The sequence below is a fragment of the uncultured Neglectibacter sp. genome (genome assembly GCA_937958185.1).
Taxonomy (GTDB): domain Bacteria; phylum Bacillota; class Clostridia; order Oscillospirales; family Acutalibacteraceae; genus Acutalibacter.
Window position 1 is genome coordinate 18,557 of sequence record CALFFN010000020.1, and the last position, 25,982, is coordinate 44,538.

A 25,982-nucleotide genomic window follows, 5' to 3' on the forward strand; every position below is an offset into this window, starting at 1 on the left:
TAAACAAGTCTGTTTATGAGATTTAGCAGGCCGTATCTGCATTATTTGTATTATCGGTAAAGCACAGGCTATCCGATTTTTTGTTGCCATACATAGTTTAACAATTAAAGCAAGCAGTTTTGTTTTGAAAACGCAATATCATTTTCCAGATTTAGTTTTTATTTATATGGATTGAATGCGATATTACATTTTGAAACATTTCTTTGGTTTCTTCATCAAATGCTTGATACTTATTATATAATTTCATATTTCTTTCTCTTTCCCTTTTAGAAATTTTACATCTCGAATGCAATGTCTCTAACTCATCTCTAGATAATCTTAGCAATAAGTCCCTATATTCAGCATATTCAATATATAGTCTCGAATAAAAAGAATTCCCATCCCCCCCATAAAATCTATAGCTAATATAGTTTTGTTTTTCCTCATTAGGAAGTTCTTCAAATACTTTTCTATTAATTACCTGCGCAATCTCTGAGAGTTCCTCCAATAACGTTTCTACAACTCGCAATTTTGCGTAATCTCCATATGCGTCGATAATTTGTTGAATAAAATTATTATTAACTATAATACTGTATATAACCCCCTGATTTGGAATGAGCTCGATGTTATCTACTACTCTTTCACTATTTTGACATAAGTAATCAATATATTTTTTCAAATATATATTATCATCAACTACTTGCATTCCTAATGTTAAAATATTAAATGTACTTAAGCTTTTGCTCTGCTCTCTTGTTTCCGTCTCCAGTTTACTAAACATATACTCCATTAGTTTCTGATATCTTGGTTCATCCTTTTGCTTCATCATTGCAAGAGTCAACTCGAAAACTTCTGAATCTACATCAAATTGTTGTAATGACTTATATACGTTTTTTACATCCCTTATTCTTAAAAAGATGTACTGCGAATAGAAATATTCGAAAAAGGATCTGTGAAAAAATTTAAATCTATCCTCACCTGCTGCTGGTACAAATAACTCTGTCCTATCTGAGCAGAATAATAAAAAGTGATTCGCTGCAAGCTCAGTTTCTGCATCCGAATTATATTTACCTCTATATGTCTTACATAACATAGCAACAATTTCGTCTTTGCCAACATCATTATTGTTGGGAAAGCACATTCTAGCTAATTCCATAAATGTATTATCTTTCATCATGCACGAAATTAAATCCCAATTAAATTTTGCCTTTGTTTTTTCTTTTTCTCTTCTATATGCTATATAATCAAAGCACTTTTGATACAGTTCCATTTTATTTTCTGGAAGTTCTCTTTCTGCTTTATATATGTTAATCAATAATGAAAGTACTAAAAAACTATTCAGAAAACCTTTATCAACCAAAATACTTGATTGTTCAAGAAATGTTTCCTTATCTTTAGCATCAAATCGTCCTAGCTTAATAATATTATCCACATAAGCTTCTATCTGGATTTTATCCAAAGGCAAAATATCAAAAACCTCCACATCCTTTTCGGGAATAAATCCTCTATTGCGTGACGTAATACATATTTTATTATTGGGATTTTGATTTTTAAAATAAGCAATTATTTTTTTATGCAATTCTTCTCTCTTTTCTCTCTCAACCTCATCTAAAGCATCAAATAATAATAAACATCTCCCCATTTTTATATAATATTCTATCATATCAACCGAAAAATTTTTTTCGTCCATCAATGTTTCTTTAACCATGCTATTCTGTAAAAATTTCACTATTGAAACGGGTTGATTGCTTTCTGCATAAAAAGACTTCAAATCTCCATAGATAACCAAATACTCTGAGCTGTTTAATATATTCATATTGCAAAAATCATTTATAATCTTTTTAAGAAACAGAGATTTGCCATAGCCGGCTCCTCCTGTAACATATACTATGCTATTAGAGTCAAAAATATGTTTCCAATCATCAAAGTAATCATCGGTTTCGATCCCTGCCTGATGTTTTGCATATAATAAACGATCTCGACGTACCAAACGAGTACGCTCTTTCACTTCCGATTCTGAAGAAAGATGTCTTAAAAAAGGTGGCACATAAAACTCTGAAAACTCAAATGTATCTAAAAGATATACATGTGCTTTAGAATTTATAGTTTTAAGTATCCCGTGGTATTTTTTTACATAATCGTCATATGTATCTTTCACAGGAATAATTTCGCACTTCATTGTGCGATTTATTGTTTCAATCGTTTCATTAAGCCTTAGCAAAATGTTTTCCTGTGCAAAATCTATCCTTCGATTAATCAGAAATACATTCATTTTGTCTTCATCATTAAAAGAGGATACAATGCAATTTGTTGCAACTTCAAAATAGTTTTCAAAAAAATTTCGTACGAGCGTCTTGGAAGGTACATTTAAAGCACTTTTGTAATATTCGCGAATCAAGTAATCAGATAAAAAATCAATGACATCCTTTTCTCCAATTAGCTTAGCAGTTTTCTTTATCTGGAGAATGTTGCCTTCACAATTTCCGGTTACTTTATATATGATATAATTTTCAATCGTATCTTTAAAAAAAGGCGTCTGAATAAAAAAATTAAATTCTCCTGACATATATAGAACTTCAAACTTACTATCCAATTTTTCCTGAAACAATTTTTCTACTTTCTTTATCGAAAACTCCTCGCTTCTATAGATGAATTTTCCTAAATAAACCTTGCTAACATCATAAATAATTGACGCCAAAATGCTACATCCTACGTTTGAAACCACAACATCCATTTCCTATTCCTCTCTTCTCTTAAAAAACTCAGTAATGTGTGCAAAACAATACTTCTCCGTTACATAGTGGAAGTTCCTCAAACTCATTTCATCATTCCCACTCCTAAGTGCAAAACCGATATTAACTGGTTTCGCTTTGGAGCTTTGACTCGATTTGATACGAAATGATATGTATTATCCAGATTCTCCAAGGTATTCAGACGTTTGCTATCAAATAGCTATCACTCGGATGCTATCAATATAAATTAGGCTTCGGAGTTTCTTTGCTTTTAAAAGGGAAGACTATCCAAATCAGCATTTTCTTCCAACTCATCCTCTGTAGCGTTTTCATCTTGGGAGAGAATAGAAATCAGATCTGCAATTTTTCTGTGTAGTTCATCAAATGTTATTATCATGACATTGTTTAAGCTATTCCTAAAGTTTTCAAAAGCTGCTATTTGATCAACGGTCAAAGATGATATTTTGCCAATAACAACCACACATTTCGGCATAAGAACCTCAAACGGTGCATCACCATTATGGCACAGCGAGTAGTATTCTTTAGTCAGATTATCACGATAGTTTAGGACTTGATTGACTGCGCCGCTCAATTCATGACTAAGGCTGAATGTTCCTCGATATTGGTTACCGATTATCTCTGTACAGGGAGTTTTGATTTCTATAAGAGCAATATTTTGTGACAGCCTATTCCGATAGATAAAATCACAAAGATTTCCACCGCTATTGCTAATACTTTTCCCTCCGACATATGCTTTGTCTTCAAAGATAGTACAGGGGCAGCTAAATATCTGTGCCAAGACCCACTGGTTTTCCTTGAAAATTTCAGTCTGCCAGAATTCCTCATCATCGTTGCCAAGATTGTTTTCCATAAGGGTTGATACCCGCTGAAGTTTTTCAATATTCAGCGTTGACGAGAGGTGTTGCAGGTTATCATCCTGCAACTCTGAAAGGCTTTTTCTTAAAGAATCGCGAGAATCAGCTTGTGTAATTAAGCGCAGCAGAAGTTTTACGAGCTCATAGTTATCTGCATCGCCAATCATTCTTGCAGCCGATGGGTCAGTCTGTATTATAGATAAAAACTGTTTGAAGCTGCTATCTACTCTGGCAAAAGTGGCGGAACCATAAGGTATTTCTCCCATGTTTTCATAAAGCTCATACAGAGACTTCAACCCAGTATACAATGCATATGTTTCGCTGGTGTTAAATTTGATTTCCATCCAATCTCCGACTTTTACCGAACCACGGGATACTTTTTCTGAAGCATCTCCTTTCTCGCTCGGAAAGAGCGACTCACTTTTTTGCTTCTTTTCATAAAACAATTTCCCTGAAACTGATTTTTGTGGCTCTTTCGGATTATCTACCAATGTAGGAACAAATCTGAATCTCAGAAAGTCTGTGTGATTCAATACTATTGGTGAAGCATCCGCTGTTTGTGCAGAGGTAGATACAACATCTATAGCATTTTCACTCATATCATGAACTTCTGTTGGCCTAAAGTCTATACGCATAATGCCTCCACAAATGAAAGACAACTGAAGTCGCTCTCTGTTGATGCATACAGCTCTTATAACTGCGTTATATCATATGAGAAGCTTATCGCAACGGTTTACAGATTTTGATTATTAGCTATAGCACGTATTTCTGCACAAAACTCTGCACAGTTAATGCGACCATATAATGAGCCATTCCCAGCAGTCATAATGCGTTTCAAACACTCTGGAACGCCGTCTTCACTCCTGAAGTGTATCCTATCTTCTGGTCCCCACGCACCTTGCTCTTGGTTGTTTTCATGAATATTGAAATCAACATTAGGCGAATGTAAAATATATTCTATTGCAATTTGTTTTTCCTCTTCACTATCAAAATGAACTTGCCCGTCTCTTCCGTAAATAAGTTGACTCATCCTTTTCATTCCTTTCATTTATGCTGCATAATGCACATTGATGGCGTTGATAACCGAAGAAAAGTCCATATCCGTAATTTCCAGTACATCGTCATTATCGAAACCCACATTGAGTACAAACAAGAAATTCGAGAACTCATATATTTTCTCAACAGCGGCATTTGTCAAGTTCTCGTAGATACGGTCTACTTTGGAAAGAAGCAGCAAATGCTGATACTGTTCGTCGATCTCTTGCGTATGTCCATTGGGATGGGCATAATTCAAATGCTGTGTAGGTGTAAGAGCAATGATATTCTCTAAGTAGTAGCAAATTTCAGGATAAATAGCTTCCGGAAAAATGTGGTGCATATGGATTGCTTTATCACGCATATGAGCTACTTCAAGATGCTCGCTTTGTCCGGCACGATTTTGGTCGTTAAACAGGCGGAGATACCTTTTCGCCTTTGCGGATTGATAGTGGTAGTAAGCTTCATTAACTTCGGCAGGGTGAGCCGTTGCGTATTCTTTTCTTGTAACACCTTTTGGCTTGTCAGCATACACATCTCTAAAGTTGTTTCGATTGTACATCAGCATATCATAGGTAATGATCTGCTCGGAGAGGCGTCTTTTCTCTGTACCATGTGAATTGTTGAAATATGCCAAAGGATTAAGCACTTTGATGAAAATACGGTTGCATTCCACAACACCGTTGATTTTTGTATGCTTGATTATAAAGCTTGAAAAAGTCTCTTTGGCATATTGGTATGTATCCTTTGTCTGCGTTCTAAAGAACTCATCGAAAGCAGAATAAATACCACTATCCCTTAAAACTTTCTCAATATAGGTTTTCAAGAAAAACAGAGCGTTTCTTTCTCGCAAGGCAATGTACTCAAGAATTTCGAGATTATTGACTTGATAGAAATTTCGGTTTCCTCGCTTCGTTTTCTTCAAGACATTTGCATTTGCTAACATCTCCATAGGCTGCTGAAAGAATTTGTCATATTCGTTTCGGGCTGCTTCACTTTCAACACCAGGTTTCTTAAAAATGGCCTCAACATTTTCGACGGTATATTGATAGTGCCAGATTTCCAGCGTTGTAAATATGCTGTCCTTATCCTGAAGAGCATAGTTGTAGATACAGTCTGCAACAACGGTAACAACATCTGCAGCACATTTCTGGTCAATCCATCTGCCATTACCACTTTTCCTTATGTCATAATCATACTGATTGCAAAAATCTACAATCGCTTGTTGCGTCAACATGTCGTTCACCTCTTTCCGTTAGTCCAATATAGATAATTGGATGTTTTCTTGCTCAGACAGCATTTCCGTTATGGGAGCAGACTTTTCTTCTTTTCGTAATAACCCGTAAAAGAATACTGAACAAGCATCTACATTCAAAGACCTTGTTTGATAATTTCTTGCCACATGATAAAATCGCCTATATTCCGATGTAGAAAAGTACTTCATTTGTTCCTCTGTAAGTACAATGTCGTTTTTGGGCACAAGAATAGCCAATGATCCGTTTACAAGGGTATTTTTCGGCTTTTTCATCATGCGGGGCTTATATGTCATGTTGGGCGTAAGATAGACATTGTCTTTCTGTAGGTATTCAAACACAGAAAGAGGTCTTGCAGATGCAGAGGATATATAAGAATCATACCCATCAATATCAAGAATTGTTTTTCCATCATCGCTGATATTGCGAGATTTCAAAACTCTAATGTCACCTACATCTGACAGCAACTTGTTTGTTATCTGTCGATCTCTAAACACCCTGAACACATTGAAATCTAACTGTTTACACACCTTGTCAAACTCGCTGTTACGATAAATAATCCAGTAGGGTAGCTTTCTATCAAAAATATAGCTTTGCGGCTGATTAAGATAAATACCATGCGTAATGGAAGTTATCCGAGTATTTGAGGGACGGCGTTGGTTGTTAATAAAAATAGCTAAGGTTTCGACCAGCACACCGGGAAATCCTTTTTCCCCGAAGTCGATGATGCACTCAACAGCTTTTTCTGACAGATATTCTCTTGTTTTAGTAAACTCCGGCGTATTCAGCAAGAATTTCGGAAAAACCAGTGCAACATAGTTGCCGATGGTCAGTGCTTTATCAAGAAAAAATGAGCAAATGTTGGTAGTATCTCTGTTGATTGACTGTTTGCGGTATACACTCAGTAATGTGTTGTTAGATGCAATCTTGTAAAATGGCGGGTTTCCGATTATGTAATTGTATCGTTCTTCAAAATCATGCAATAAAAAGTCGTCTGTAATGTAATTGATTGTACAGCTATCAGGAATATCATAGTTAGTCAATATCAGCTTTGCGATTTCCAAGCTGTGTTTATCAATATCCACGACATCAAGAATCACTCTTTTGCCCTCAAATTTCTTAACAATAAGGGGAATGAAATTCCCAACACCAACGGAGGGTTCAAGGATTCTAATCGTTTCTTGATCTGTATCAGGTAGTGATTTCATCATTTCTGTGATGAGCGTTTTACTTGTAAAAAAAGCAGCATTGTCAGTACGACTTGTGTTTGCCATCTCTGCAATCTTGCCCAAAGTTGCAGCCGATAATGACAAGACATTTTCTGCGATAAACTCTTTGAGTTTTTCTATATCAGACAAGCCATATTCCCTTATAATCTTATTGATTGTAGCTGTATTTATGGGCAAATGCCGCAATGCCTCAGCCATTTTCTTGGCAATGGACTGGAAAATTGCCGTAGGAACAGCCTCACCCAAAGACTGTCTGATTTTGATTTCTTCCTTTTTCAAGAATGCTCTTTTCTTGGCGTATGGAAGATGATTGAGCGTATCCAAGTCGGTATTTACCCATTTAAACGAGTATGGAACAGTCATCATCATCATAAGTTCTCTGATGCTGAAAACTCTATCATCGCAGGGGTGGATCGTATTCTGACTTGCCATCTGATCATTTCTTGTATGGATACAGGGACCAACTTTATCCCAATACTGACGCTTATACTTGTCCCCGTTCTTCTGTTGATTGATAACGATTTTCCCATCCTTAACTTGATGTGGTTTTTTACAATCTTCAGTATTGTCAAACGCCGACTGTCCCTCTTTTATGTCGGCAACCCATACTCTCATATGTTCGGGGTACACTCTAAAAGAATGATAAATATCATTCTCATCAATTTCTCCGAACTCCTTTAGAGGTTTTAATGCTCCGATCACTTGACGAAGCGTTTTTTCTGCCACGAGATCTGGGTACAGTTCCAACGGAGAGACTTCATCTGCACAATCTTTAGACACACCAATGACTACGGTTCGTTGTCGGCTCGAACAAGCCCCGTAATCTTTGAAATTTATAATGCGAGAAACATATGAATACTTTGCACCCAAACTGTTTTCAATAGCTTCTGCAATAGTTTTATTCACACCATCAATATCTGTACAAATTGTTTTCATAAACGCTGGGACATTCTCGAAAATAAAGAAGCGAGGATTAATCTGCTTTATAATTTTGATGGACTCTATCACTAACGAGTTTCTAACAATTTCCGTAGAACTTTTTTTATGATTCGCAACAGACATTCCCTGACAAGGGGGCGTTGCAACCACAACATCAATGCGAGAAACCTTTTCTTTTTTCTGCCACAAGTCAATCTGTGAATACAATGCGGATTTTGTACTGCTTTCCGTTATGTCTCCGCAGATATATCCGCTTTCATATTTGCATTTCTTATTATACCTTTGGATATCCAATCTTCTTGCAATCAACTCGTTTGTTGCTACACAATCGAATCCCTCCAGCTTAAATCCGTAGCATCCGACCCCGGCACTGCTAAATAAGCTAATGTATGTAAGTTTGTTATTTGGTTTCATATCTTGTACCACCATTACATTACTTGGCTACCGTCGGGAATCAATTCCATAATATCTTCTATTCCGCAGTCAAGAGCAGAGCAAATTCTCACCAATACATCAACAGTAACATTTTCGCCTTTTCCTAACTTCGCCATTGAAGCATGGCTAATACCTGCCGCAACGCACAAATCTTTCTTTTTCATGTCTCTATCAATTAGGATTTTCCATAACTTTTTGTAGCTCACAGCCATGTCTTCGACTCCATATCTTAAAATCAAAATGAAATTCAAAATATGCTGAATCCAATTCTGCAATCGCTGAATTTGAGATCAGTATAACATAACACACATAAAAGATCAAGGGCGGCAGACCGTTTATAGTCTTCCGCCCTTAAAATTATACATGGATCAATTCTGCATTTACAATCTCTCTTGCCCTGTCAGCGATATTGTTCATCAATCCGCCCCATTTCATCTGGTTTTCCGCTTTGAGCTTTTCCGTTACCCCCTCACTCTCTGCCATCTGTTCCACCAGCCGAAGATACATTTCCTGCGCCTGCTGGTCGATGTCGGCAAGGTAGCCGTTCAGCTTGCCGGAGGTCAGTAGCGAGAAGTGCAGCCCCTTCTTGTGCTCTCTGATATAGCGCAGGTGCCGCTGTCCCCATATGTCCACAAGCCGCTGTTCTTCTTCGGGGAGTTTCAGACAGGGCAGATAATAATCCCCCATCAACTCGTACCAAAGGCCGTTTTTCTCATCGTAGATTTTCTTTTCCATCGCTTGTGCCTACCTTTCATAATTGGATTTTCTAAAGCGCTTTTCACGCTGTTTAGACTGTTGTGATTCTCTTGCTTTTGCAAGCAAATCGTCGATCTGCCTGCTGCCGAATACCTTACGGAGCAGCTTGTAATCTTTGACCTCTGACCGTAGATTCTTGTTTTCATCTTTCAGCCGGTCATTAAGTTTTCCCAACTTTTCGTTCTCTCGATAGAGCCTGCCATTGTCCGTATTCAGCCGATGATAGTTGTCCAACGCTTCAAAACATCTGGCTAAAACCTTTTTCACAAGGGATTTCAGCTTCTTTACCAGAGGTTCGGCAAACTTGGATTTGTAGGTTTTAGCGGTCATCAAGCCTTGTGGCTCTGGGAGCTGAAACGCCTCGTCAAAGTCCAAAGCCTGCTCCAAATTTTGTAAATCTTTCAGTCCACCATCAAAGTTCTGTACTCGTTTCCCAAGGCTTCTGACCTCATCCTTTTTAGTGGCAATTTGCTCTTCAAGGGCCTCTACTTCCTTTTGACGCTCCTGCTTTTTATAGTCTAAAACGCCGAGGTGCTGCTCATGGGTTCCCTTGTGTTCCCACTCAATTCCGTGACGTTCCATAACTACTGCAAGCTGCTCTTTTTCGGACTGTACCCATTGGTTCCACTCTGTATCACCTCTGGTGCCGCCCTTGAATCCCTGCGTAGCTAACGCCTGTTTCAGAGATACACGGGTATCAAGCCCTCTCTTGCTGCCAGTGGTAAACGGCACAAAATCAATGTGCAGATGGGGCGTAGCCTCGTCCATATGGAGGTGAGCTGAGAACACCCGTAGTTGAGGATTGCGCTCCTGAAAGCTACGATAATACTCGTCCAAAATCCGCCTTGCAAGCTCTCCGTTTTCACTTTCGGCACTCATATTTTCCTTATCGCCAATCTGCAAAATGAGTTCATGAAATGGCTTTTCCTGCTTCGAGTTTCGGGTTTTCTCATAGTAGTTTTCTACCTTTCTGTCCGCTCTGGTCTGCTTTTCGTTGTACCTTTGGAGGGCTTCATCAAAGAGTTCGTGGTAGACCTTTTTGATGTTTTCATTGCATTAATCGATATTGAGATAGGTACGCTCACCGTCCACATTCTCCGCCCGAAACTTACGGCTGTTGTGATTAACCGAGCCTTTCCCCACCATTGCACTGATCGTTCTCTTTATAAAAATCACTTCCTTTTCCTTATCCGGCGTCAGCCGGGCTTCTGTTACTCTTGGCAAGAGTAACGCAAAAGCACTTTTGACAGCAGAGCTATCAAAAATGCAACCCGCAAGCGAGTTTTGCGCTCTCCGAGGGGTAAGGGCTGTCCTTTGAAAAGGACACCCTTACAACCCCGTCTAAACTTTTGCTGTGACGGTCGTGACGATGGTGACGGTCTTTTGAATACCGCCACCCGCTGTCTAAACATCGTCACGACCGTCACCATCGTCACGCCACCGCAGGCTGAAGCGCCAGCTTCACCCTCCGTCCGGCGTGAGTGCGGCTGCTCTCATAGGCGATACGGTACTCGCTCATGAGCCGCCCCGCATTGACATTCAGCCGCAGGGTCAAAGTGTTCGGCTTCATGTCAAGATTGGTGAGGGCAATCAGCTCGGACGCTGTACCCTGCCACTCAGGATTATCCGCAGTCACAACCTTTGCCACCGCCTCAAGAACAGGGTCAGGTGGTTCCACCCAGATCTCCGTTTCGACTTCTTCCAGCTCCCAAGTGAGATGTTCCTTGTTCCTGCTCAGATATAGACGCTGGTCTTGCTGATCTCTGCCTGAAACATCAAGGACTGCCGCCATACTCGTCCTGTTCTCCTTGTAAAGAAGAAATGCCCCGTCTGCCGAACCCAGCAAGCCATTTGTACCGGAAATCATATCAAACTTATCGTCCGCCTGCTGTTTGCGAGTGTGGTGTACCAGCAGGAGGCAAATGCCGGTTTTGTCCGCAATCGCCTTGAGCTTACTGATGACTTCATAATCATTAGAGTAGCTGTACTTCTCGCCGCCCTCGCCCCCGTATCTTCTGAAGCGTATCGATAATGACGAGCCTTGTATCAGGGTGTTACTCCAGAAACTTTTTGAGCTGCTCCTCCAGACCGTCTCCAAGTTGCTTTGCAAATACGGCGAAGTGGAGATTGTCGGTTCCCTCTGCGCCGAACATTCGATACAGTCTCTTTTGCAGGCGGCGGTGATCGTCTTCTAAGGAAAGGTAGAGAACGCTTCCCTGATGAACGGGAAAGTCCCACAAGGGCGTTCCTGTGCTGACATGGTAGGCAAGCTGCGCCATGAAGAACGACTTGCCCACCTTTGGCGAACCTGCAAAGAGGTATGTCCCCGGATAGAGCAGACCGTCTATGACGGGCGGTCTCGGTCTGCTCTGATACACATTCTCATATAACTCACTCATGGAGATCGTAGGAAGATACGCTGGGTCTGTCACTCGATTCAATTTCCTGGGCATTTCTTCATACGAAGCCTTGTTTTCGGTAGCCGCTTCTGATATACTTTGGTCGGTACATAGAATTGGCTGTCCTCTTTCTGCGCCAACAGATGGATTCAGGACAGTCTTTTCTTTTTCCTCTGTCATTCGCTTTCCTCCTTCATGCCGTCCATGATGACGGTAATCATTTCGATAATGTCAAGCAGTTCATCGTCAAGGCTTTGCCCTGCCTCAATGCGCCGCAACTCGTTCAGTACAGCGGCAAGCTGGTCACGCAGTGCCTTATACACCCTCGGATTGCCCTGCACGACAACATCCCGGCACAGCAGTCGCCTTGTGATATAGTCCTGCTTTGTCAACCCGGACAGCTTCACAAACCTTTCAATCTGTTCATCTTCTTCGGGAGACACCCGAAAGGCAACGGTCTTATTTCTCCAACGATTGTGGTTATCTACATTCTTAGCTGACATCTTTCAGTCCTTCTTTTCCTAAATCGTCTAACTTGTTCGCCATTTCCGCCTGCTTTGACGGGAACAGGTGAGCGTAGCGGTAAGTGACTTCAATACTCTCGTGACCCAGCCTGTCCGCAATCGCCAGCGCCGTAAATCCCATCTCGATTAATAGCGAAACATGGCTATGCCTGAGATCGTGAATTCTAATACGCTTGACCCCTGCTTCCTTTGCGCCCCTGTCCATCTCGTGGTGAAGGTAGCTTTTTGAAACCGGAAACAGGCGGTCATTATCTACTGCTGAATAGAACATTCCGATATATTCCTGCATTTCGTCACAAAGGAACTTCGGCATTTTGATTGTACGGTTGCTTTTCTTTGTTTTCGGCGTCGTGATGACATCCTCGCCGTGCAGCCGTTGATAGGACTTGCTGATAGTGACAGTTTTGGCCTTGAAGTCAAAGTCCGCCGGCGTCAGCGCCAGCATCTCACCTTCACGAATCCCGCACCAGTAGAGCATTTCAAAGGCATAAAAAGACACCGTTTTGTCCATCATCGTTTCTGAGAACTTCCTGTATTCTTCCACCGTCCAGAAATTCATCTCTTTTCGCTCCTCAGTCCCCATATTGCCTGCTATCGACGCTGGATTGGATTTCAAGCCGTAATATCGAACAGCGTGATTAAAAATGGCGCTTAACTGATTGTGGACGGTTTTCAGATAAGTCTGAGAAAGACGCCTCCCGCTTTTGCCCGTCAGCTTCCTGATCTCGTTCTGCCATGCAATGACATCTTTTGCAGTGATCTCGCACAGCTTTCGCTTTTCAAAATAGGGAACGATTTTCTTCTTGATGATGTTCTCCTTGGTCAGCCATGTGTTTTCCTTTAATCTGGGACGAATGTCCTTTTCATAAAGCTCTACAAAGCTGTCAAAGGCCATCGACACATCAGCCTGCTTCTGCATAAGGAACTCCCGTTCCCACTCCTGCGCTTCCTTTTTCGTAGCAAAGCCCCGTTTGAACTTCTGCTGACGCTCTCCTTTCCAGTCGGTATATCGGAACTGGACAAACCATGTCCTGTTCTTTTCGTTCTTAAATGCTGCCATATTCAATTTCTCCCTTCATTGTTTGACTTTGTACAGTAGAACTTTTCGTGAAAGAACTTTCTGTCAATTCTTCCGGCAATGGTAATACAGCCGGTTTCCTGCAATTCTCTGTTCAGCCTGCGAATGAGCTTATAAGCATAAGGAATAGATACGCCCATTTCCTCTGCTACTTCCTCAACCCGCATAAACATTGTTTCTGCCATCTATCCATCTCCTTCCCCCGTTTCGGATATAGTTCAATTCTTTCGTGTCTGGATTCTTTCTGACCGCCTCCCGATTTGCCCGAGCGGATGTGCCATTAACGTGACGCACGACGGATACTAAACTTATTAGCTTAATTTCATTATACTAAGCATATTTGCTTTTGTCAAGCGGTTTGCAGGAAAATATTAAATAAATCTGTTTAGATTTCTCTTGACTATTCTAAACATATCTGCTATACTCGGCCTATACATAGAGCAAAGGAGCGTTCTGTATGGCAATCGGAGAGCGGATTCACTTTTTCAGACTCAAGCGGGGCATGACCCAAAAATATCTCGGACAGGCTGTCGGATTTCCCGAAAAATCGGCTGATGTTCGGCTGGCGCAGTATGAAACGGGAACAAGAACGCCGAAAGCTGACTTGACTGCGGCATTGGCGCAGGTGCTTGATGTTTCCCCGCAAGCTCTTGATGTTCCTGACATTGACAGCTATATAGGTCTTATGCACACGCTGTTTACCCTTGAAGATATTTACGGTCTTACCGTCAGCGAAGCCGACGGGGAAATCTGTCTGAAAGTCAACAAGGACGAGGGCAAGGACGCTGCCGAGCTTCACGAAATGCTTTGTGCCTGGGCAGAACAGGCAATAAAGCTGCGTGCCGGAGAGATTACGCAAGAGGACTATGATTACTGGCGTTATCACTATCCGAAATACGATACTTCTGGGCATTGGGCTAAGGTTCCATCACAAGAGTTAAGCGATGCGCTGGTGGAAGCGTTCAAAGACAAGCTGAAATAAGTGATAAAAAAGCAGCAAAAAAGGCATTCCCGACTGCAAAGGTCAGGAATGCCTTTTTGAATGTTATTGGATAATTATACCCGCAAACCGCAGGGAACGCACAACAAATGCGATTTTTCAGCCTGCTATCATTTTGCTATCAAATCGGGTCTTTCCGAAGCGATGAACCAGTAATTACGGGCTTTTTCGTGGGTGTGAAATCATTCCCACTCGACAAATCCTATTATATGGGGCTGTATTTCCTATACTTTCACAGTCATAACATTCGCAAATTTGTTAATATTTTACCCGCTATTTTTGGCCGCTAATTTTTTTAGTATCAAAATAGTATCACAAAAAGCAGGAGAATACAACTACCTTTTACACCGTTTCCCAGGGTATTCAGCAATAGAAAACACCCTGATATAGCGTAAGTTCTCTTTTATTGCGCTCGACGCATTTCGTTCCGGTAGAAGCCGTTACCCTTGGACACTGTAATCAATTCCCCTTGGGTTTCCATAGCTTGAATACGCTTGGCAATCCACCAGTCGCCGATACCCAATTGATACCGCCCCAATACATCACCGATGAGATGAGCCACTCGGAAAATTCCATCAGGGATTTGGGCACGAATGAATGGATCGTAGAAATCCTCCCCTACACTGTGCAAACGGCCATTGACAACAGCACGCAAGGGTGAATTTTCCTCTCGAAGCTGTGACCACTCCATAGCGATGGCTCTGCGGACATTTTTAGGGATTTCCCGCTCCAGAGGCAGATACGCCGCCCAGTCCCCCGGAGACAGTTCCCCCCAGTTCAAACAGGACTGCACCGTATCATCTCCCAGTGGCATCCACCGGGGCATCTCTAAAGCAGTCACGGGACAGTCAAAGTCCCTCAGTTGCCAAAGCACATCATAAAACCCACACAGGGAGTAGGGCGCGCTGCTGTACCAAATTCGCACAGCCTCGCCGTGTTTTCCACCCTCTAAAAGCCGCTCCCTGTCTCGCTTGCGTTGTTCCCAGAGCATATCCCGCTGGGTATGGTCATCCGGGTCGCAGTCCGGGAGGGGAAAGTCGCCCCCCAGCCAAGCTGTGAGCAAATCAAACCGGGCCTTCTCCGCATCAGGGCCGCTGAGGGGGCCGATGTCCAATCCCACGCATGGGCATAGTACATCTCCAGGATTGCCGCCCACAGGCTGCGCCCGGCGGTTCTCCTTCTCCCGTTTGGCCTTGAACCGGGCCATAACTTGGTCTTTCTCTTCCTGAGTGGGTTCTTTCTCTCCGTCACCGAAAATAAATCCAATCACCCCATCATCCCAACTGGACGGCCTGCAATGCGTGGCCATCTTCAATGTTCCCCATTCACTTTCAGAAAAAACAACCTGTAGCATGATAAAAACTCCGTTTCAAATTCCTTTTTATCGCTCTCAATTATAGCAGTAAAATCACCCGCTGACAAGTATAAATCAGGAGGGCGCTCCTTGAAGTGCCCTCCTGTTATCCATTACCTTGCCCCTCGGCTGAACTTCCGCTTTGCCTTCTTCTGCTCTCGTTCTTGCGCCTCTCGCCGTCTGGCGTCCTCCACGGCCCGCTCTACTTCCTCCGGGCCGAAAGCTCGCTTTACCCGCTCAAAGTCGGCAACTGTCCCCCGCAGGGCCTTGTTCTCCATCTTTACCTCCTGCAAGCGGTCAGACAACCGCTCGTTGCCCTCTCTCGCCCGGCCATAGTCCCCCTGCAAACGCTCATACTTCCCTTTTAAGTCGACATAGGCCCGATACAAAGAGCGCAGCACCTTGACGATCTGCGCCAACAGGGGCTTGGCTTTCTTCTCCCGGTAGGACTTGGCGCTCTCCAACGGCCCTGCCTCCGGCAATATCCGCTCCGGGTCGTCGGAGAACTGCGCCGCCAACTGTTCCATGTTCCTCACAGCCGGGGCCAGCTCCTTTAGACGTTGCTCCTGCTGTTCCACCTGTCCCTGCTTCTTGGCCTTGACTGCCTCCAGCTTGGCAATCTCTTTCGCCCTCTGCTCCTTTTTGAAGTCCAGCACAGACAGGTGCTTGTCATGGGTGCCCTTGTCCTCCCACTCTATCCCGTGGCGCTCCATCACGGCGGCAAGCTGTTCCTTTTCAGAGCGCACCCACTGGTTCCACTCTGTGTCGCCCCTGGTGCCGCCCTTGAAGCCCTGGGCCGCTAACGCCTGTTTCAGCGATACCCTTGTATCCAGACCCCGCTTGCTCCCGGTAGTGAATGGCACAAAGTCGATGTGCAGATGGGGCGTGGCCTCGTCCATGTGGAGGTGAGCGGAGAACACCCGAAGCTGGGGGTTGCGCTCCTGGAACCCTCTCATGTACTCGTCCAGCACCGCCGCCGCAAGCCGGCCGTCCTCGCCCTCGGCGCTCATGTCGTCCTTGTTGCCCACTTGCAGGATGATTTCATGGAACGGCTTTTCCTGCTTACTGGAACGTATCTTCTCATAGTAGTCCTCAATCCTGCGGTCTGCCCTGGTCTGCTTGTCGTTGTACCGCTTGAGGGCCTCGTCAAACAGCTCATGGAAAACTGCCTTGATATTTTCGTGGCAGTAGGTTATATTCAGATGGGAGCGTTCCGGGTCGGTGTTCTTGGCGTTGAACGCCCTGCTGTTGTGTTTCACCGAACCCTGCCCCACCATGGCGCTAATCGTCCTTTTCAAATCAACACTCCTTTCGCCGCAAAGCGGCGGCCTTTGTTACTTTCTGCGAAAGTAACGCAAAAGCACTTTTGACAGCCTTGCGGCCATCAAAAGCGCATTTGCGCCCTACGGGGTGGAGTGGGGGCGTTGCCCCCGCCGTCTGCGGACGGCTCCCCCAGCAGGGCCGCCCTTTGAAAAGGGCACCCTGCACCCCGCCTAAACTTTGACACTCGCCGTTGGGCAGGGGGGAAAGGCACAGCCTTTCCCCCCACCCGGCCAGTGTCCTCCGTGGGCCAAAAGTCAAGGGGTTCGGGTTGTATTGCCTTGCGGCAATCTCCACCCCCAGGTATGGCCCCTTGACTTTTGGCCCCGCTCCCCGTGACGGCCGTGACGACCGTGACGATGTTTTACACACCGCCTCCGCTCTCAAAAAAGCCGTCACAGCCGTCACGGTCGTCACGCCTGGGGCGGTTCCAGGGTGAGGGTGATACTTCTCCCGGCGTGGTTCCTGCTGTTCTCATAGCGGATGTGGTACTCCGCCGCCAGCCTCCCGGCCCGGACGTTCAGCCGCATCGCCAGGGCGTTGGGCTTCATGTCGGTCTGGATAGCCGCCGCCAGTTCCGTGGCGGTGCCGCCCCAGGCGGGCCTGTCCGCCGTCACAAGGGCGGCAACGGCCTCCAACACCGGGTCGGGCGGTTCCACCCACGGCTCCGTTTCCAGCCGTTCCAGCTCCCACACAAGCCGCTCCCTGTCCTTGGTGAGATACATCCGCTGGTCTTGCTGGTCACGCCCTGCCACGTCCAGAATGGCGCTGCCGTCCGTCCGCTTCTCCTTTTGAAGAAGAAAGGCCCCGTCCGCCGCCCCCAACAGGCCGTTGGTGCCGGAAATCATATCGAACTTATCATCGGCCTGTTGCTTCCGGGTGTGGTGTACTAGCAGGAGACAGATACCGCAATCGTCAGCAAGGCGTTTCAGCTTGCCCACCACCTCGTAATCGTTGGCGTAGCTGTACTTGTCCCCGCCGACCTCCCGGACTTTCTGGAGGGTGTCAATGATAATCAGCTTGGTATCGGGGTGTTCCCGGACAAACTTCTTTAGCTGTTCCTCCAGGCCCAGGCCGAGCTGTTTGGCGTAGATCGCAAAGAGCAGGTCGTTGGTGCCGTCCATGCCGAACATCCGATACAGCCGCCCCTGCAAGCGGCGGTGGTCGTCCTCCAGCGCCAGATAGAGGACGGTGCCTTTGTGGACGGGATAGCCCCACAGGGGGAGGCCCATGCTCACATGATAGGCAAGCTGGGCCATCAGGAATGACTTGCCCACCTTGGGCGCTCCCGCAAAGAGGTATGTCCCAGGGTAGAGCAGACCGTCAATGATTGGCGGTCTGCTCTGGTAGACATTCTGGTAAAGCTCGTTCATGGAAACGGTGTAGAGGTAGGCCGGGTCGCTTGTCCGCTGAAGCTCCCGAAGAATATCCTCCATACTTTCATCCTGGGGGTTGTTTTCGGTAGCCGCTTCTGATATACTCAGGGCAGTTGTTTGTGAAATGGGCTGTTCCCCGTCTGCGCCAACAGACGGAACCGGGACAGTCCTTTTCGCTTCTCTGGAATCCATCAATCTATCAATCCTCCTTCATGCCGTCCAGCGTCACGGTGATAAGGCGGATGGTGGCGAGAAGTTCATCATCCATCCCGCCCCCGGCCTCCATGCGCCGCAGCGCCCCCAGGACGGTGGCGAGTTGGTCACGCAGGGCCTTGTAAACCCTGGGATTGCCCTGCACCACAATGTCCCGGTTCAGCAGCCGCCGGGTGATGTAGTCCTGTTTGGTCAGCCCGGACAGGCGGACGGCAATCTCAATCTGTTCGTTTTCCTCCGGGGACACCCGGAACGCTATGGTCTTGCTTCTCCATCGGTTGTGGTTGTCGAGATTTTTCGCAGACATGATTTAAGCCCCCTTTCGCTCCATGTTCAGCTTGTCCGCCATCTCCGCCTGCCGGGTGGGGAACAGGTGAGCGTAGCGGTAGGTGATGTCAATGCTTTCGTGCCCCACCCGGTCAGCGATTGCCAGGGCCGTAAAGCCCATGTCAATCAGCAGGGAAATGTGGCTGTGTCTCAAATCGTGAATCCTGATCCGCTTGACCCCCGCCTCTTTCGCCCCCCTGTCCATCTCCCGGTGAAGATAGGATTTCGTTACCGCAAAAATGCGGTCTGTCGGCTCCACGGCGTACAAGCTCCTGATGTAGTCCTCCATTTCCTCGCAGAGAAAAGCGGGCATTTGAATGACCCGGTTGCTCTTGGCCGTCTTGGGGTCGGTGATAACGTCCTGGCCCTTGATACGCTGGTAGGATTTCGAGATAGAAACCGTCTGCTTCTCAAAGTCGAAGTCCCCAGGGGTGAGGGCCAGCAGCTCCCCCTCCCGAATACCGCACCAGTAGAGCATTTCAAAGGCGTAGTAGGAGAGGGGCTTGTCCATCATAGCGTCAGCGAATTTCAGATACTCCGCTTTCGTCCAGAACAGCATTTCCCGGCCCTTGGCCTTGCCCATGTTGCCCACTTGGGCGGCGGGATTGGCTTTCAGGTTGTAATGCTTCACCGCATGATTGAAAACGGCGCTCAACTGATTGTGGAGCGTTTTCAGATACACGGGGGAGTAGGGCTTGCCGTTCTTGTCCCGGTAGTTCAGCATTTCGCTCTGCCACGCCATGACCTCTTTGGAGTGGATTTCGCTCATTTTCCGCTTTCCGAAATAAGGCACCAGCTTCTTGTAGAGGATATGCTCTTTCGTCCCCCAGGTGTTTTCCTTGATACGGCCTTTCATGTCTGCGGCGTAGAGCGCCACGAAGCTCTCAAAGGTCATATCCAGGTCGGCGGTCTGCTGTTGCAGGAACGTCCGTTCCCATTCCAGCGCCTCCCGCTTGGTCTTGAAGCCCCGCTTCATCTTCTTTTCCTTTTTCCCTGTCCAGTTCTCAAAGTAAAAGGACGCATACCATGTTCCCTTGGCCTTGTCTTTGTACGCTGGCATTTTCTTCCCTCCTTACTGATTTTCCCGCAGTCCATAGAACTTTTCCTCGAAGTAGCGCCTGCTCACCCGTCCGGGGATGGTGAGGAAACCCTTCTGCTTCAGCTCCTCGTTCATCTCCCGCACCAGCTTGTAGGCGTAGGGCTTGGAGATACCCAGCGCCCCGGCCACTTCCTCGGCACGTACAAACAGCTCTTTGCTCAAATACAACACCTCCTTATTGTTAGTTCGCAAAATTGTTAATGCTGACATCCTTATTATACATTCGCATGGTTGTTAATGTCAAGAGTTTATTTCGCAATTTTGTTAATTTTCTTCTTGCATATTTCGCTTATTTGCGCTATACTATTTTCAAAGGCGGTGGAACATATGACAGTAGGAGAAAAAATCAAGAAAATCCGCATATTTCGAGGTATGACGCAAAAGGAATTGGGGCTGGCTATCGGCTTTGAGGAAAAGGGAGCGGATAACCGTATTGCCCAGTACGAAACGAATTACCGTGTGCCAAAGAGGGAGCTGCTGGACAAGATTGCCCAGGCCCTGCGGGTAGACCGTCAGAACTTCTATACGGTTCAACCCGGCTGTGCCGAGGACTTCATGCGGACGTTCTTCTGGCTGGACGAGGACAGCCCTGGCTCCATCCGCCTGTTTCAGCTTGTCCGCAACCCCGGCAAGACGGGGGCCTCCGATGATACCGCCGTCCGCTACAATGACACGGACGACTGGCCCGCTCAACCTCCTGTGGGTATCTACTTCAACTATGGCCTTGTGGACGAGTTTATGAGGGAATGGCTCTTGCGCCAGCAGGAGCTACACGCCGGGGAGATTACCAGGGAAGAATACTTTGAATGGAAAATCAACTGGCCGAGTACCTGCGATGACGGGAAAGAATCGAAATACTATGTACCCTGGAGAAAAGAAAAATAGGGCAAGCAAAACCGCCCTGCTGAATTTGTCGTTCAGCAGGGCGGTTCGCTTGCCCTTTGCAATCATTCTCTTGTGTGACCGGGTTGAAACGAATAGTATCAAACCAGTATCACAAGGCAAAGTGACAGGTCAAAAACCCTGTATTCATGCGGGTTTGCGCCGTTTTGACGGTCATTCCCACTCAATGGTCCCCACGGGCTTGGGAGTGAGGTCGTAGAGCACGCGGCAGACGCCGGGGACTTCCGCGAGGATACGGTCGGTGACCTTCTTCAGCACCGCCCAGTCGATCTCCGGCACGGTGGCGGTCATGGCGTCCACTGTGTTGACCGCGCGGATAATCACCGGCCAGTCGAAAGCGCGCTTGCCGTCCCGCACGCCGGTGGAACGGAAGTCCGGCACCACGGTGAAGAACTGCCAGACTTTTCCCGCCAGACCCGCGTTTGCAAATTCCTCCCGCAAAATCGCGTCGGATTCCCGCAGCGCAGCCAGCCTGTCCCGGGTGATAGCGCCCAAACACCGCACGCCCAGACCGGGTCCGGGGAAGGGCTGGCGCTCCACCATAGACGCGGGCAGACCCAGCGCATGACCCACCATTCGCACCTCGTCCTTATAGAGCAGGCGCACCGGCTCTACCAGCTCGAAATCAAAGTCATCGGGCAGACCGCCCACATTGTGGTGCGCCTTCACGCCGTCGCTCTCCAGGATATCGGGGTAGATCGTGCCCTGGGCGAGGAAGTCGATGCCCTCCAGCTTGCGGGCTTCTTCCTCAAACACCTTGATAAACTCGCCGCCGATGATCTTCCGCTTCCGTTCCGGCTCGTCCACGCCGGCAAGAAGCTCCAGAAAGCGGTCCGTGGCGTCCACATAGATCAGGTTGGCGTCCATCTGGTCCCGGAACACCGACAGCACCTGCTCGCTTTCGCCCTTGCGCATCAGACCGTGGTTCACATGGACGCACACCAACTGCCTGCCGATGGCTTTGATGAGCAGCGCCGCCACCACCGACGAATCCACTCCGCCGGAGAGTGCCAGCAGCACCTTCCTGTCCCCCACCTGAGCCCGGACAGCCTGCACCTGCTCCTCGATAAAGGCTTCCGCCAGCTCCGGGGTATTGATCCGCTTCATATCCGCGGGACGCATTTTGTTTTCCATTGTTCCATTCTCCTTTGTATTCCGCCGTTTTTCTGTATTATATACCAAAGAAGCCCACGGCGCAAGTGCGCTGCGGGCTTCCCGTCTATTCCGGATATTAAAATCACTTTCCGAAAACATCTTGCAGGATACCAGACATATATCACAATGGAACACTTTTCAATATTGATAGAACCCTTCGCCAGAAGACATTCCCAACTTGCCCTCATCAATGAATTTTTTTAGTACAGCCGCCATTTCCTTAAAATTGTACGGCATCATCATTTTCTTCAGGAGTGGGCTCAGGAGTCCGGGGACTTTCTGATATTGCATAACGATATTGTAAGCGGTAGTAAGTCCAACCGTATCAATGATCTGGAAAGGTCCCTTGGGAGCGCCGGTGCCATGTGTCCATGCAATATCAATACTTTGTGGATCGGAAACCCCCGCCACATAGAGATCAAGACCACTCAGGAGAAAAGGAACCAGCATAGAGTTTAGCAGGTAACCGCTTTTTTCCTTGCGGACCGGCAGCGCAATCATTCGGATCTCGTTGCTGAATTCAATCAGTTCCTCAAAATACCGGGAATCGGTCTTATCCTGAGCCATGATCTCCGCTGTATTGTTCTGCCAGATAGAATTTGCAAAATGAAGAGATAGATATTTGTCAGGTCTTCCAGTATATTTTGCGAAAGCAGAAGGAAGCAGGGTAGAAGAGTTGGTGGCAATGACAGTCTTTGCCGGAAGGCACGGAGCCAGCTTTTGATAAAATTCTATCTTATCTTTCTCATTTTCCGCCATTGATTCAATGACCAGATCTGCATCTTCCACCGCTTTTTGCATATTCAACTCCAACTTCAGGCTGGAGTAAGCGCGCTCGACCCTTGCAACGCATTCTTTTTTATCAAAGGCGTCGCTGTCTGCAATACCTGCAGCCCAAGGACCTTCCCCGTTTGCCATATTTTCGATGGTATCCAGATAGGTTTTTTTCAAATGATCGAGCTTTGGCTGGGTACGCCCGATGGAACCTTCAGATCTAAGCCAAATTGTTACATCAAATCCACAATAAGCACTCTGAAAAGCAATCTGACTGCCAAGTACGCCGCCGCCTGCTACTACGATTTTCTGATAGCTCATCACGATCCCCACTTTCTGCATCTTGACTTATTGATGATACTTTTGTATCTTTATTTTAGATATTAGCAGTGATCCATTGCAGTGTCAATTCAATAAGACAGTATTGATACTTTTGCAGTGAAAAAGTATCTCAGAGAGGAGATCGCTATAGTGAACCGAAGAAATGAGTCTACGAAATTCCTGCTGGAATGCATGGCAGATTCTCTGATCGCGCTAATGAAAGAAAAAGAGTACAGCAAAATAACGATCAACGAGATCACAGAAAAGGCTGGTGTAGGGAGAGCCACTTATTTCCGCCATGTCAAAAGCAAAGAAGAATTGATCGTTTATAAGCTGAAGATGTGTTGGGAGAGATGGGCAGAAGAAGCTGGGCTTCGGATGACGACTGGTTTTGCTCTTGAGAATACGGAAGCTTTTTTCAGATTCAATTATGCCAATAGGGAATGGTTTCTCCTTGCGTATGAAGCAGGGCTGTCGCAAACACTGCTTTCGGCTTTCGACGCTATCTTTGTCGAGCAGAGCGAAGCCAAAGAACAGCAGTATGCCAATTCTTTTTTCAAATATGGTCTTTTTGGTATTCTGAATGCATGGATTTTGAACGGATTTGAAGAATCTCCCGAAGAAATGATAGCGATAGGGAAAAAAATTATTTCGTCCATTGTCTATGACGCAACAAAAAATTAGCCTTAATATTGTACCAAAAAGATATCGCCCTGCATCAAAAGCCGGGAAAAGCGCTGTTTATGCAGCTTCCCGGCTCTGGACCTTCTCACTCAAATTCCACCGTTGCCGGGGGCTTTGAGGTGATATCGTACAGCACGCGGTTGATGCCCTGCACCTCATTGACGATGCGGACGCTGATTTTATCCAGCACGTCATAGGGAATGCGCGCCCAGTCGGCGGTCATGAAATCGGAGGTGGTCACGCCCCGGAGCGCAAGGGCATAATCATACGTTCTGCCGTCGCCCATCACGCCGACAGAGCGCATATTGGTCAGCACGGCAAAATACTGGTTGATGCTTCTGTCCAGCCCGGCGTTTGCAATTTCCTCCCGGAAAATGGCGTCCGCTTCCCGCAGGGTATCCGCCTTTTCCCTGGTGATCTCGCCGATAATGCGAATGGCAAGCCCCGGTCCCGGGAAGGGCTGGCGCATGACCAGATACTCCGGCAGCCCCAGTTCCCTGCCAAGCTCACGCACCTCGTCCTTGAACAGTAAGCGCAAAGGCTCGATGATCTCCTTAAAGTCCACATAGTCGGGCAGACCGCCCACATTGTGGTGGCTCTTGATGGTGGCGGCGTCGCCCAGCCCGGATTCTATCACGTCCGGGTAGATCGTGCCCTGCGCCAGATAATCCACTCTGCCGATTTTCCTGGATTCCTCCTCGAACACCCGGATAAATTCCTCGCCGATGATCTTCCGCTTCCGTTCCGGCTCGGTCACGCCTTTGAGCTTCCCTAAAAAGCGCTCCCCGGCGTCCACCCGGACAAAATTCAGGTTCCATTTGGAGAAGGCGGCTTCCACCTCGTTCCCCTCGTCCTTCCGCATGAGACCGTGGTCCACAAACACGCAGGTAAGCTGGCTGCCCACCGCTTCGGCCAGCAGCGCCGCCGCCACGGAGGAATCCACACCGCCGGACAGCGCCAGCAGCACCTTTCCCCCGCCGATCTTTTCCCGCAGCTCCCTCACGGCGGTTTTGCAGTAGTCCTCCATCGTCCAGTCGCCCACAGCGCCGCAGACCTCATAGAGGAAGTTGCGCAGCATTTTCGTGCCGTTTTCGGTGTGGTTCACCTCGGGGTGGAACTGCACGCCGTAAAAGCCTCTGGCTTCATCGGCGATCGCCACGTTGGGACAGTTGTCCGAATGCGCCGTCAGCCGGAAGCCCTCCGGCACCTTTGCCATATAGTCGCCGTGACTCATCCAGGAGAAGCCCTCCTCCGGCAGCCCGCGGAACAGCTTGCAGTCTGTATTGTAAAAGGTCTTGGTTTTCCCGTATTCCCGGGCGGAATCCTCCTGCGCTTCCGTGACCTTGCCGCCCAGATTGTGCGCCAGCAGTTGGCAGCCGTAGCAGATCCCCAGGATCGGTATTCCAAGCCGGAACAGCTCCGGGTCTGCCTGGGGGGAATCCGGCAGATAGACGGAGCCCGGTCCGCCGGTAAAAATAATGCCGATGGGCGACATCGCCCTGATCTCGTCCACCGGCGTGGTGTACGGCTTCACTTCACAATAGACATTGCATTCCCTGACCCGCCGGGCGATCAGCTGATTGTACTGCCCGCCGAAGTCCAGGACCAGCACAAGCTGGCGCGAGGAGTTTTCCATGATTTCCCCATTCCTTTCTTTTTCCTGCCCCTATCCTATCACAACTGCTCCATTTCTTCAAGATTTTCCTTGTACGCCGGGAAGCAAAGGACAAATTTCTTTTTTCTCCCTGCATACGCAAGGGTTTTCGCCGCCCCGCCCCAGCCGTGCGTGACATAGGCGACTATCACGTCTGACAGTTCTACTATGTGCAGATTTAAGCACATAATATTTTACAGTTGACAAAACACATCTAACAAAGCTATACTTATCTTGTCAATTACAAAAAGCCGGGGGCAGAAAACCGTGGAAAAATATGGGTCGGTCAAAATTAATCTTGCAAAGCTGATCGAAGAAAGCGGGATCAGCAAAAACAAGCTCAGCCAGCGTGCGGAAATGCAGCGGACACAGCTCAACCGCTATTGCAACAACACCATCGCCCGATTGGACATTGACGTATTGGCAAGGCTGTGTACTGTGCTGGGCTGTGAAATCGGCGACCTGCTGGAATTCGTCCCGCCTGAAAAGTAAAAATAAATATCACACCGGCGGAGCCGGTGGTTTTATAACAGCCCTAAAGGGCAGGATACAGGCACACCCCTAAAGG

General features: G+C 46.8%; 25 protein-coding genes and 1 pseudogene. 4 read left to right on the forward strand and 22 right to left on the reverse strand.

The annotated features are described in order from the left end of the window. Positions 1–151: 151 nt before the first annotated feature. The 13 genes and pseudogenes from AB8996_RS05585 to AB8996_RS05645 form a co-directional block, all read right to left on the reverse strand. The gene (locus AB8996_RS05585) at positions 152–2,713 is read right to left on the reverse strand and encodes an NACHT domain-containing NTPase (protein ID WP_369297990.1); all 2,562 of its coding nucleotides are present in this window, start codon (positions 2,711–2,713) and stop codon (positions 152–154) included. Positions 2,714–2,982: 269 nt separating this feature from the next. Next, positions 2,983–4,185: a Shedu immune nuclease family protein gene (locus AB8996_RS05590; protein WP_369297991.1), complete on the reverse strand. Its 1,203-nt coding sequence runs from the start codon at positions 4,183–4,185 to the stop codon at positions 2,983–2,985. 134 nt (positions 4,186–4,319) lie between these two features. Continuing rightward, the gene (locus AB8996_RS05595; RefSeq protein ID WP_369297992.1) at positions 4,320–4,616 is read right to left on the reverse strand and encodes a hypothetical protein; all 297 of its coding nucleotides are present in this window, start codon (positions 4,614–4,616) and stop codon (positions 4,320–4,322) included. 18 nt (positions 4,617–4,634) lie between these two features. Further along, positions 4,635–5,858: a hypothetical protein gene (locus AB8996_RS05600; RefSeq protein ID WP_369297993.1), complete on the reverse strand. Its 1,224-nt coding sequence runs from the start codon at positions 5,856–5,858 to the stop codon at positions 4,635–4,637. An 18-nt stretch (positions 5,859–5,876) separates the two neighbouring features. Further along, positions 5,877–8,456 (reverse strand): DNA cytosine methyltransferase, encoded by a 2,580-nt coding sequence (locus AB8996_RS05605; protein ID WP_369297994.1) that lies wholly within the window; start codon positions 8,454–8,456, stop codon positions 5,877–5,879. A gap of 14 nt (positions 8,457–8,470) precedes the next feature. Next, a complete protein-coding gene (locus AB8996_RS05610) occupies positions 8,471–8,689 on the reverse strand; it encodes a helix-turn-helix domain-containing protein (RefSeq protein ID WP_369297995.1) in 219 nt (72 codons plus the stop codon). A gap of 145 nt (positions 8,690–8,834) precedes the next feature. Continuing rightward, positions 8,835–9,212, reverse strand: coding sequence for a TnpV protein (locus AB8996_RS05615; RefSeq protein WP_369297996.1), 378 nt, complete (start codon positions 9,210–9,212; stop codon positions 8,835–8,837). Positions 9,213–9,221: 9 nt separating this feature from the next. Continuing rightward, a pseudogene (locus AB8996_RS05620) lies at positions 9,222–10,379 on the reverse strand (plasmid recombination protein). Between the two features lie 286 nt (positions 10,380–10,665). Next, positions 10,666–11,025, reverse strand: coding sequence for a hypothetical protein (locus AB8996_RS05625; protein WP_369297997.1), 360 nt, complete (start codon positions 11,023–11,025; stop codon positions 10,666–10,668). A 262-nt stretch (positions 11,026–11,287) separates the two neighbouring features. Beyond that, positions 11,288–11,686, reverse strand: a complete 399-nt coding sequence (locus tag AB8996_RS05630) for an AAA family ATPase (protein ID WP_369297998.1) — start codon at positions 11,684–11,686, stop codon at positions 11,288–11,290. A gap of 122 nt (positions 11,687–11,808) precedes the next feature. Beyond that, on the reverse strand, positions 11,809–12,135 hold the full coding sequence (locus AB8996_RS05635) for a hypothetical protein (protein ID WP_369297999.1): 327 nt from the start codon (positions 12,133–12,135) through the stop codon (positions 11,809–11,811). Then, positions 12,125–13,216: a tyrosine-type recombinase/integrase gene (locus AB8996_RS05640; RefSeq protein ID WP_369298000.1), complete on the reverse strand. Its 1,092-nt coding sequence runs from the start codon at positions 13,214–13,216 to the stop codon at positions 12,125–12,127. Before AB8996_RS05640 ends, AB8996_RS05635 begins: the two co-directional genes overlap by 11 nt. A 2-nt stretch (positions 13,217–13,218) precedes the next feature. Continuing rightward, complete coding sequence (locus AB8996_RS05645) at positions 13,219–13,419, reverse strand: DNA-binding protein (RefSeq protein ID WP_369298001.1); 201 nt, start codon at positions 13,417–13,419, stop codon at positions 13,219–13,221. Between the two features lie 272 nt (positions 13,420–13,691). Between AB8996_RS05645 and AB8996_RS05650 the strand changes: the two genes are divergently transcribed. Then, positions 13,692–14,216: a helix-turn-helix domain-containing protein gene (locus tag AB8996_RS05650; RefSeq protein ID WP_369298002.1), complete on the forward strand. Its 525-nt coding sequence runs from the start codon at positions 13,692–13,694 to the stop codon at positions 14,214–14,216. A gap of 421 nt (positions 14,217–14,637) precedes the next feature. On the opposite strand, the gene AB8996_RS05655 is transcribed toward AB8996_RS05650, so the two are convergent. From AB8996_RS05655 to AB8996_RS05680, 6 genes are all read right to left on the reverse strand, one after another. Next, a complete protein-coding gene (locus tag AB8996_RS05655; protein WP_369298003.1) occupies positions 14,638–15,588 on the reverse strand; it encodes a DUF3658 domain-containing protein in 951 nt (316 codons plus the stop codon). A gap of 113 nt (positions 15,589–15,701) precedes the next feature. Continuing rightward, complete coding sequence (locus AB8996_RS05660) at positions 15,702–16,865, reverse strand: plasmid recombination protein (protein ID WP_369298010.1); 1,164 nt, start codon at positions 16,863–16,865, stop codon at positions 15,702–15,704. A 456-nt stretch (positions 16,866–17,321) separates the two neighbouring features. Further along, positions 17,322–18,476: a helicase RepA family protein gene (locus tag AB8996_RS05665; RefSeq protein ID WP_369298004.1), complete on the reverse strand. Its 1,155-nt coding sequence runs from the start codon at positions 18,474–18,476 to the stop codon at positions 17,322–17,324. 7 nt (positions 18,477–18,483) lie between these two features. Then, positions 18,484–18,804 carry a hypothetical protein gene (locus tag AB8996_RS05670; RefSeq protein ID WP_369298005.1) on the reverse strand — a complete coding sequence of 107 codons (321 nt, stop codon included), beginning with the start codon at positions 18,802–18,804 and terminating at the stop codon, positions 18,484–18,486. A gap of 3 nt (positions 18,805–18,807) precedes the next feature. Continuing rightward, the gene (locus AB8996_RS05675) at positions 18,808–19,884 is read right to left on the reverse strand and encodes a site-specific integrase (protein ID WP_161929746.1); all 1,077 of its coding nucleotides are present in this window, start codon (positions 19,882–19,884) and stop codon (positions 18,808–18,810) included. Positions 19,885–19,896: 12 nt separating this feature from the next. After that, positions 19,897–20,085 carry a hypothetical protein gene (locus tag AB8996_RS05680; protein ID WP_023345703.1) on the reverse strand — a complete coding sequence of 63 codons (189 nt, stop codon included), beginning with the start codon at positions 20,083–20,085 and terminating at the stop codon, positions 19,897–19,899. A gap of 165 nt (positions 20,086–20,250) precedes the next feature. Between AB8996_RS05680 and AB8996_RS05685 the strand changes: the two genes are divergently transcribed. Then, positions 20,251–20,808, forward strand: coding sequence for a helix-turn-helix domain-containing protein (locus AB8996_RS05685; RefSeq protein WP_204791286.1), 558 nt, complete (start codon positions 20,251–20,253; stop codon positions 20,806–20,808). 171 nt (positions 20,809–20,979) lie between these two features. Here the strand turns inward: AB8996_RS05685 and guaA (AB8996_RS05690) are convergent, their stop codons facing one another. Together guaA (AB8996_RS05690) and AB8996_RS05695 are read right to left on the reverse strand one after the other, a co-directional pair. Then, positions 20,980–21,948 carry a glutamine-hydrolyzing GMP synthase gene (guaA, locus tag AB8996_RS05690; protein WP_369298011.1) on the reverse strand — a complete coding sequence of 323 codons (969 nt, stop codon included), beginning with the start codon at positions 21,946–21,948 and terminating at the stop codon, positions 20,980–20,982. 171 nt (positions 21,949–22,119) lie between these two features. Beyond that, entirely contained in the window at positions 22,120–23,076 is a 957-nt protein-coding gene (locus AB8996_RS05695) for a 3-hydroxyacyl-CoA dehydrogenase (protein WP_369298006.1), read from the reverse strand. Positions 23,077–23,268: 192 nt separating this feature from the next. On the opposite strand from AB8996_RS05695, the gene AB8996_RS05700 reads away from it, so the two are divergent. Beyond that, positions 23,269–23,760, forward strand: a complete 492-nt coding sequence (locus AB8996_RS05700; protein WP_369298007.1) for a TetR/AcrR family transcriptional regulator — start codon at positions 23,269–23,271, stop codon at positions 23,758–23,760. A gap of 85 nt (positions 23,761–23,845) precedes the next feature. On the opposite strand, the gene guaA (AB8996_RS05705) is transcribed toward AB8996_RS05700, so the two are convergent. Beyond that, positions 23,846–25,396 carry a glutamine-hydrolyzing GMP synthase gene (guaA, locus tag AB8996_RS05705; protein WP_369298008.1) on the reverse strand — a complete coding sequence of 517 codons (1,551 nt, stop codon included), beginning with the start codon at positions 25,394–25,396 and terminating at the stop codon, positions 23,846–23,848. Positions 25,397–25,648: 252 nt separating this feature from the next. Between guaA (AB8996_RS05705) and AB8996_RS05710 the strand changes: the two genes are divergently transcribed. Continuing rightward, positions 25,649–25,906: a helix-turn-helix domain-containing protein gene (locus AB8996_RS05710; RefSeq protein WP_369298009.1), complete on the forward strand. Its 258-nt coding sequence runs from the start codon at positions 25,649–25,651 to the stop codon at positions 25,904–25,906. The last annotated feature ends 76 nt before the right edge of the window (positions 25,907–25,982 follow it).

What these genes read in the sequence shown, in the direction of transcription:
- AB8996_RS05585 (WP_369297990.1), bottom strand. Translation starts at nt 2,713, where the DNA reads ATGGATGTTGTGGTTTCAAACGTAGGATGTAGCATTTTGGCGTCAATT.
- AB8996_RS05590 (WP_369297991.1), bottom strand. Translation starts at nt 4,185, where the DNA reads ATGAGTGAAAATGCTATAGATGTTGTATCTACCTCTGCACAAACAGCG.
- AB8996_RS05595 (WP_369297992.1), bottom strand. Translation starts at nt 4,616, where the DNA reads ATGAGTCAACTTATTTACGGAAGAGACGGGCAAGTTCATTTTGATAGT.
- AB8996_RS05600 (WP_369297993.1), bottom strand. Translation starts at nt 5,858, where the DNA reads ATGTTGACGCAACAAGCGATTGTAGATTTTTGCAATCAGTATGATTAT.
- AB8996_RS05605 (WP_369297994.1), bottom strand. Translation starts at nt 8,456, where the DNA reads ATGAAACCAAATAACAAACTTACATACATTAGCTTATTTAGCAGTGCC.
- AB8996_RS05610 (WP_369297995.1), bottom strand. Translation starts at nt 8,689, where the DNA reads ATGGCTGTGAGCTACAAAAAGTTATGGAAAATCCTAATTGATAGAGAC.
- AB8996_RS05615 (WP_369297996.1), bottom strand. Translation starts at nt 9,212, where the DNA reads ATGGAAAAGAAAATCTACGATGAGAAAAACGGCCTTTGGTACGAGTTG.
- AB8996_RS05625 (WP_369297997.1), bottom strand. Translation starts at nt 11,025, where the DNA reads ATGGCGGCAGTCCTTGATGTTTCAGGCAGAGATCAGCAAGACCAGCGT.
- AB8996_RS05630 (WP_369297998.1), bottom strand. Translation starts at nt 11,686, where the DNA reads ATGCCCAGGAAATTGAATCGAGTGACAGACCCAGCGTATCTTCCTACG.
- AB8996_RS05635 (WP_369297999.1), bottom strand. Translation starts at nt 12,135, where the DNA reads ATGTCAGCTAAGAATGTAGATAACCACAATCGTTGGAGAAATAAGACC.
- AB8996_RS05640 (WP_369298000.1), bottom strand. Translation starts at nt 13,216, where the DNA reads ATGGCAGCATTTAAGAACGAAAAGAACAGGACATGGTTTGTCCAGTTC.
- AB8996_RS05645 (WP_369298001.1), bottom strand. Translation starts at nt 13,419, where the DNA reads ATGGCAGAAACAATGTTTATGCGGGTTGAGGAAGTAGCAGAGGAAATG.
- AB8996_RS05650 (WP_369298002.1), top strand. Translation starts at nt 13,692, where the DNA reads ATGGCAATCGGAGAGCGGATTCACTTTTTCAGACTCAAGCGGGGCATG.
- AB8996_RS05655 (WP_369298003.1), bottom strand. Translation starts at nt 15,588, where the DNA reads ATGCTACAGGTTGTTTTTTCTGAAAGTGAATGGGGAACATTGAAGATG.
- AB8996_RS05660 (WP_369298010.1), bottom strand. Translation starts at nt 16,865, where the DNA reads ATGGTGGGGCAGGGTTCGGTGAAACACAACAGCAGGGCGTTCAACGCC.
- AB8996_RS05665 (WP_369298004.1), bottom strand. Translation starts at nt 18,476, where the DNA reads ATGGATTCCAGAGAAGCGAAAAGGACTGTCCCGGTTCCGTCTGTTGGC.
- AB8996_RS05670 (WP_369298005.1), bottom strand. Translation starts at nt 18,804, where the DNA reads ATGTCTGCGAAAAATCTCGACAACCACAACCGATGGAGAAGCAAGACC.
- AB8996_RS05675 (WP_161929746.1), bottom strand. Translation starts at nt 19,884, where the DNA reads ATGCCAGCGTACAAAGACAAGGCCAAGGGAACATGGTATGCGTCCTTT.
- AB8996_RS05685 (WP_204791286.1), top strand. Translation starts at nt 20,251, where the DNA reads ATGACAGTAGGAGAAAAAATCAAGAAAATCCGCATATTTCGAGGTATG.
- guaA (WP_369298011.1), bottom strand. Translation starts at nt 21,948, where the DNA reads ATGCGTCCCGCGGATATGAAGCGGATCAATACCCCGGAGCTGGCGGAA.
- AB8996_RS05695 (WP_369298006.1), bottom strand. Translation starts at nt 23,076, where the DNA reads ATGAGCTATCAGAAAATCGTAGTAGCAGGCGGCGGCGTACTTGGCAGT.
- AB8996_RS05700 (WP_369298007.1), top strand. Translation starts at nt 23,269, where the DNA reads ATGGCAGATTCTCTGATCGCGCTAATGAAAGAAAAAGAGTACAGCAAA.
- guaA (WP_369298008.1), bottom strand. Translation starts at nt 25,396, where the DNA reads ATGGAAAACTCCTCGCGCCAGCTTGTGCTGGTCCTGGACTTCGGCGGG.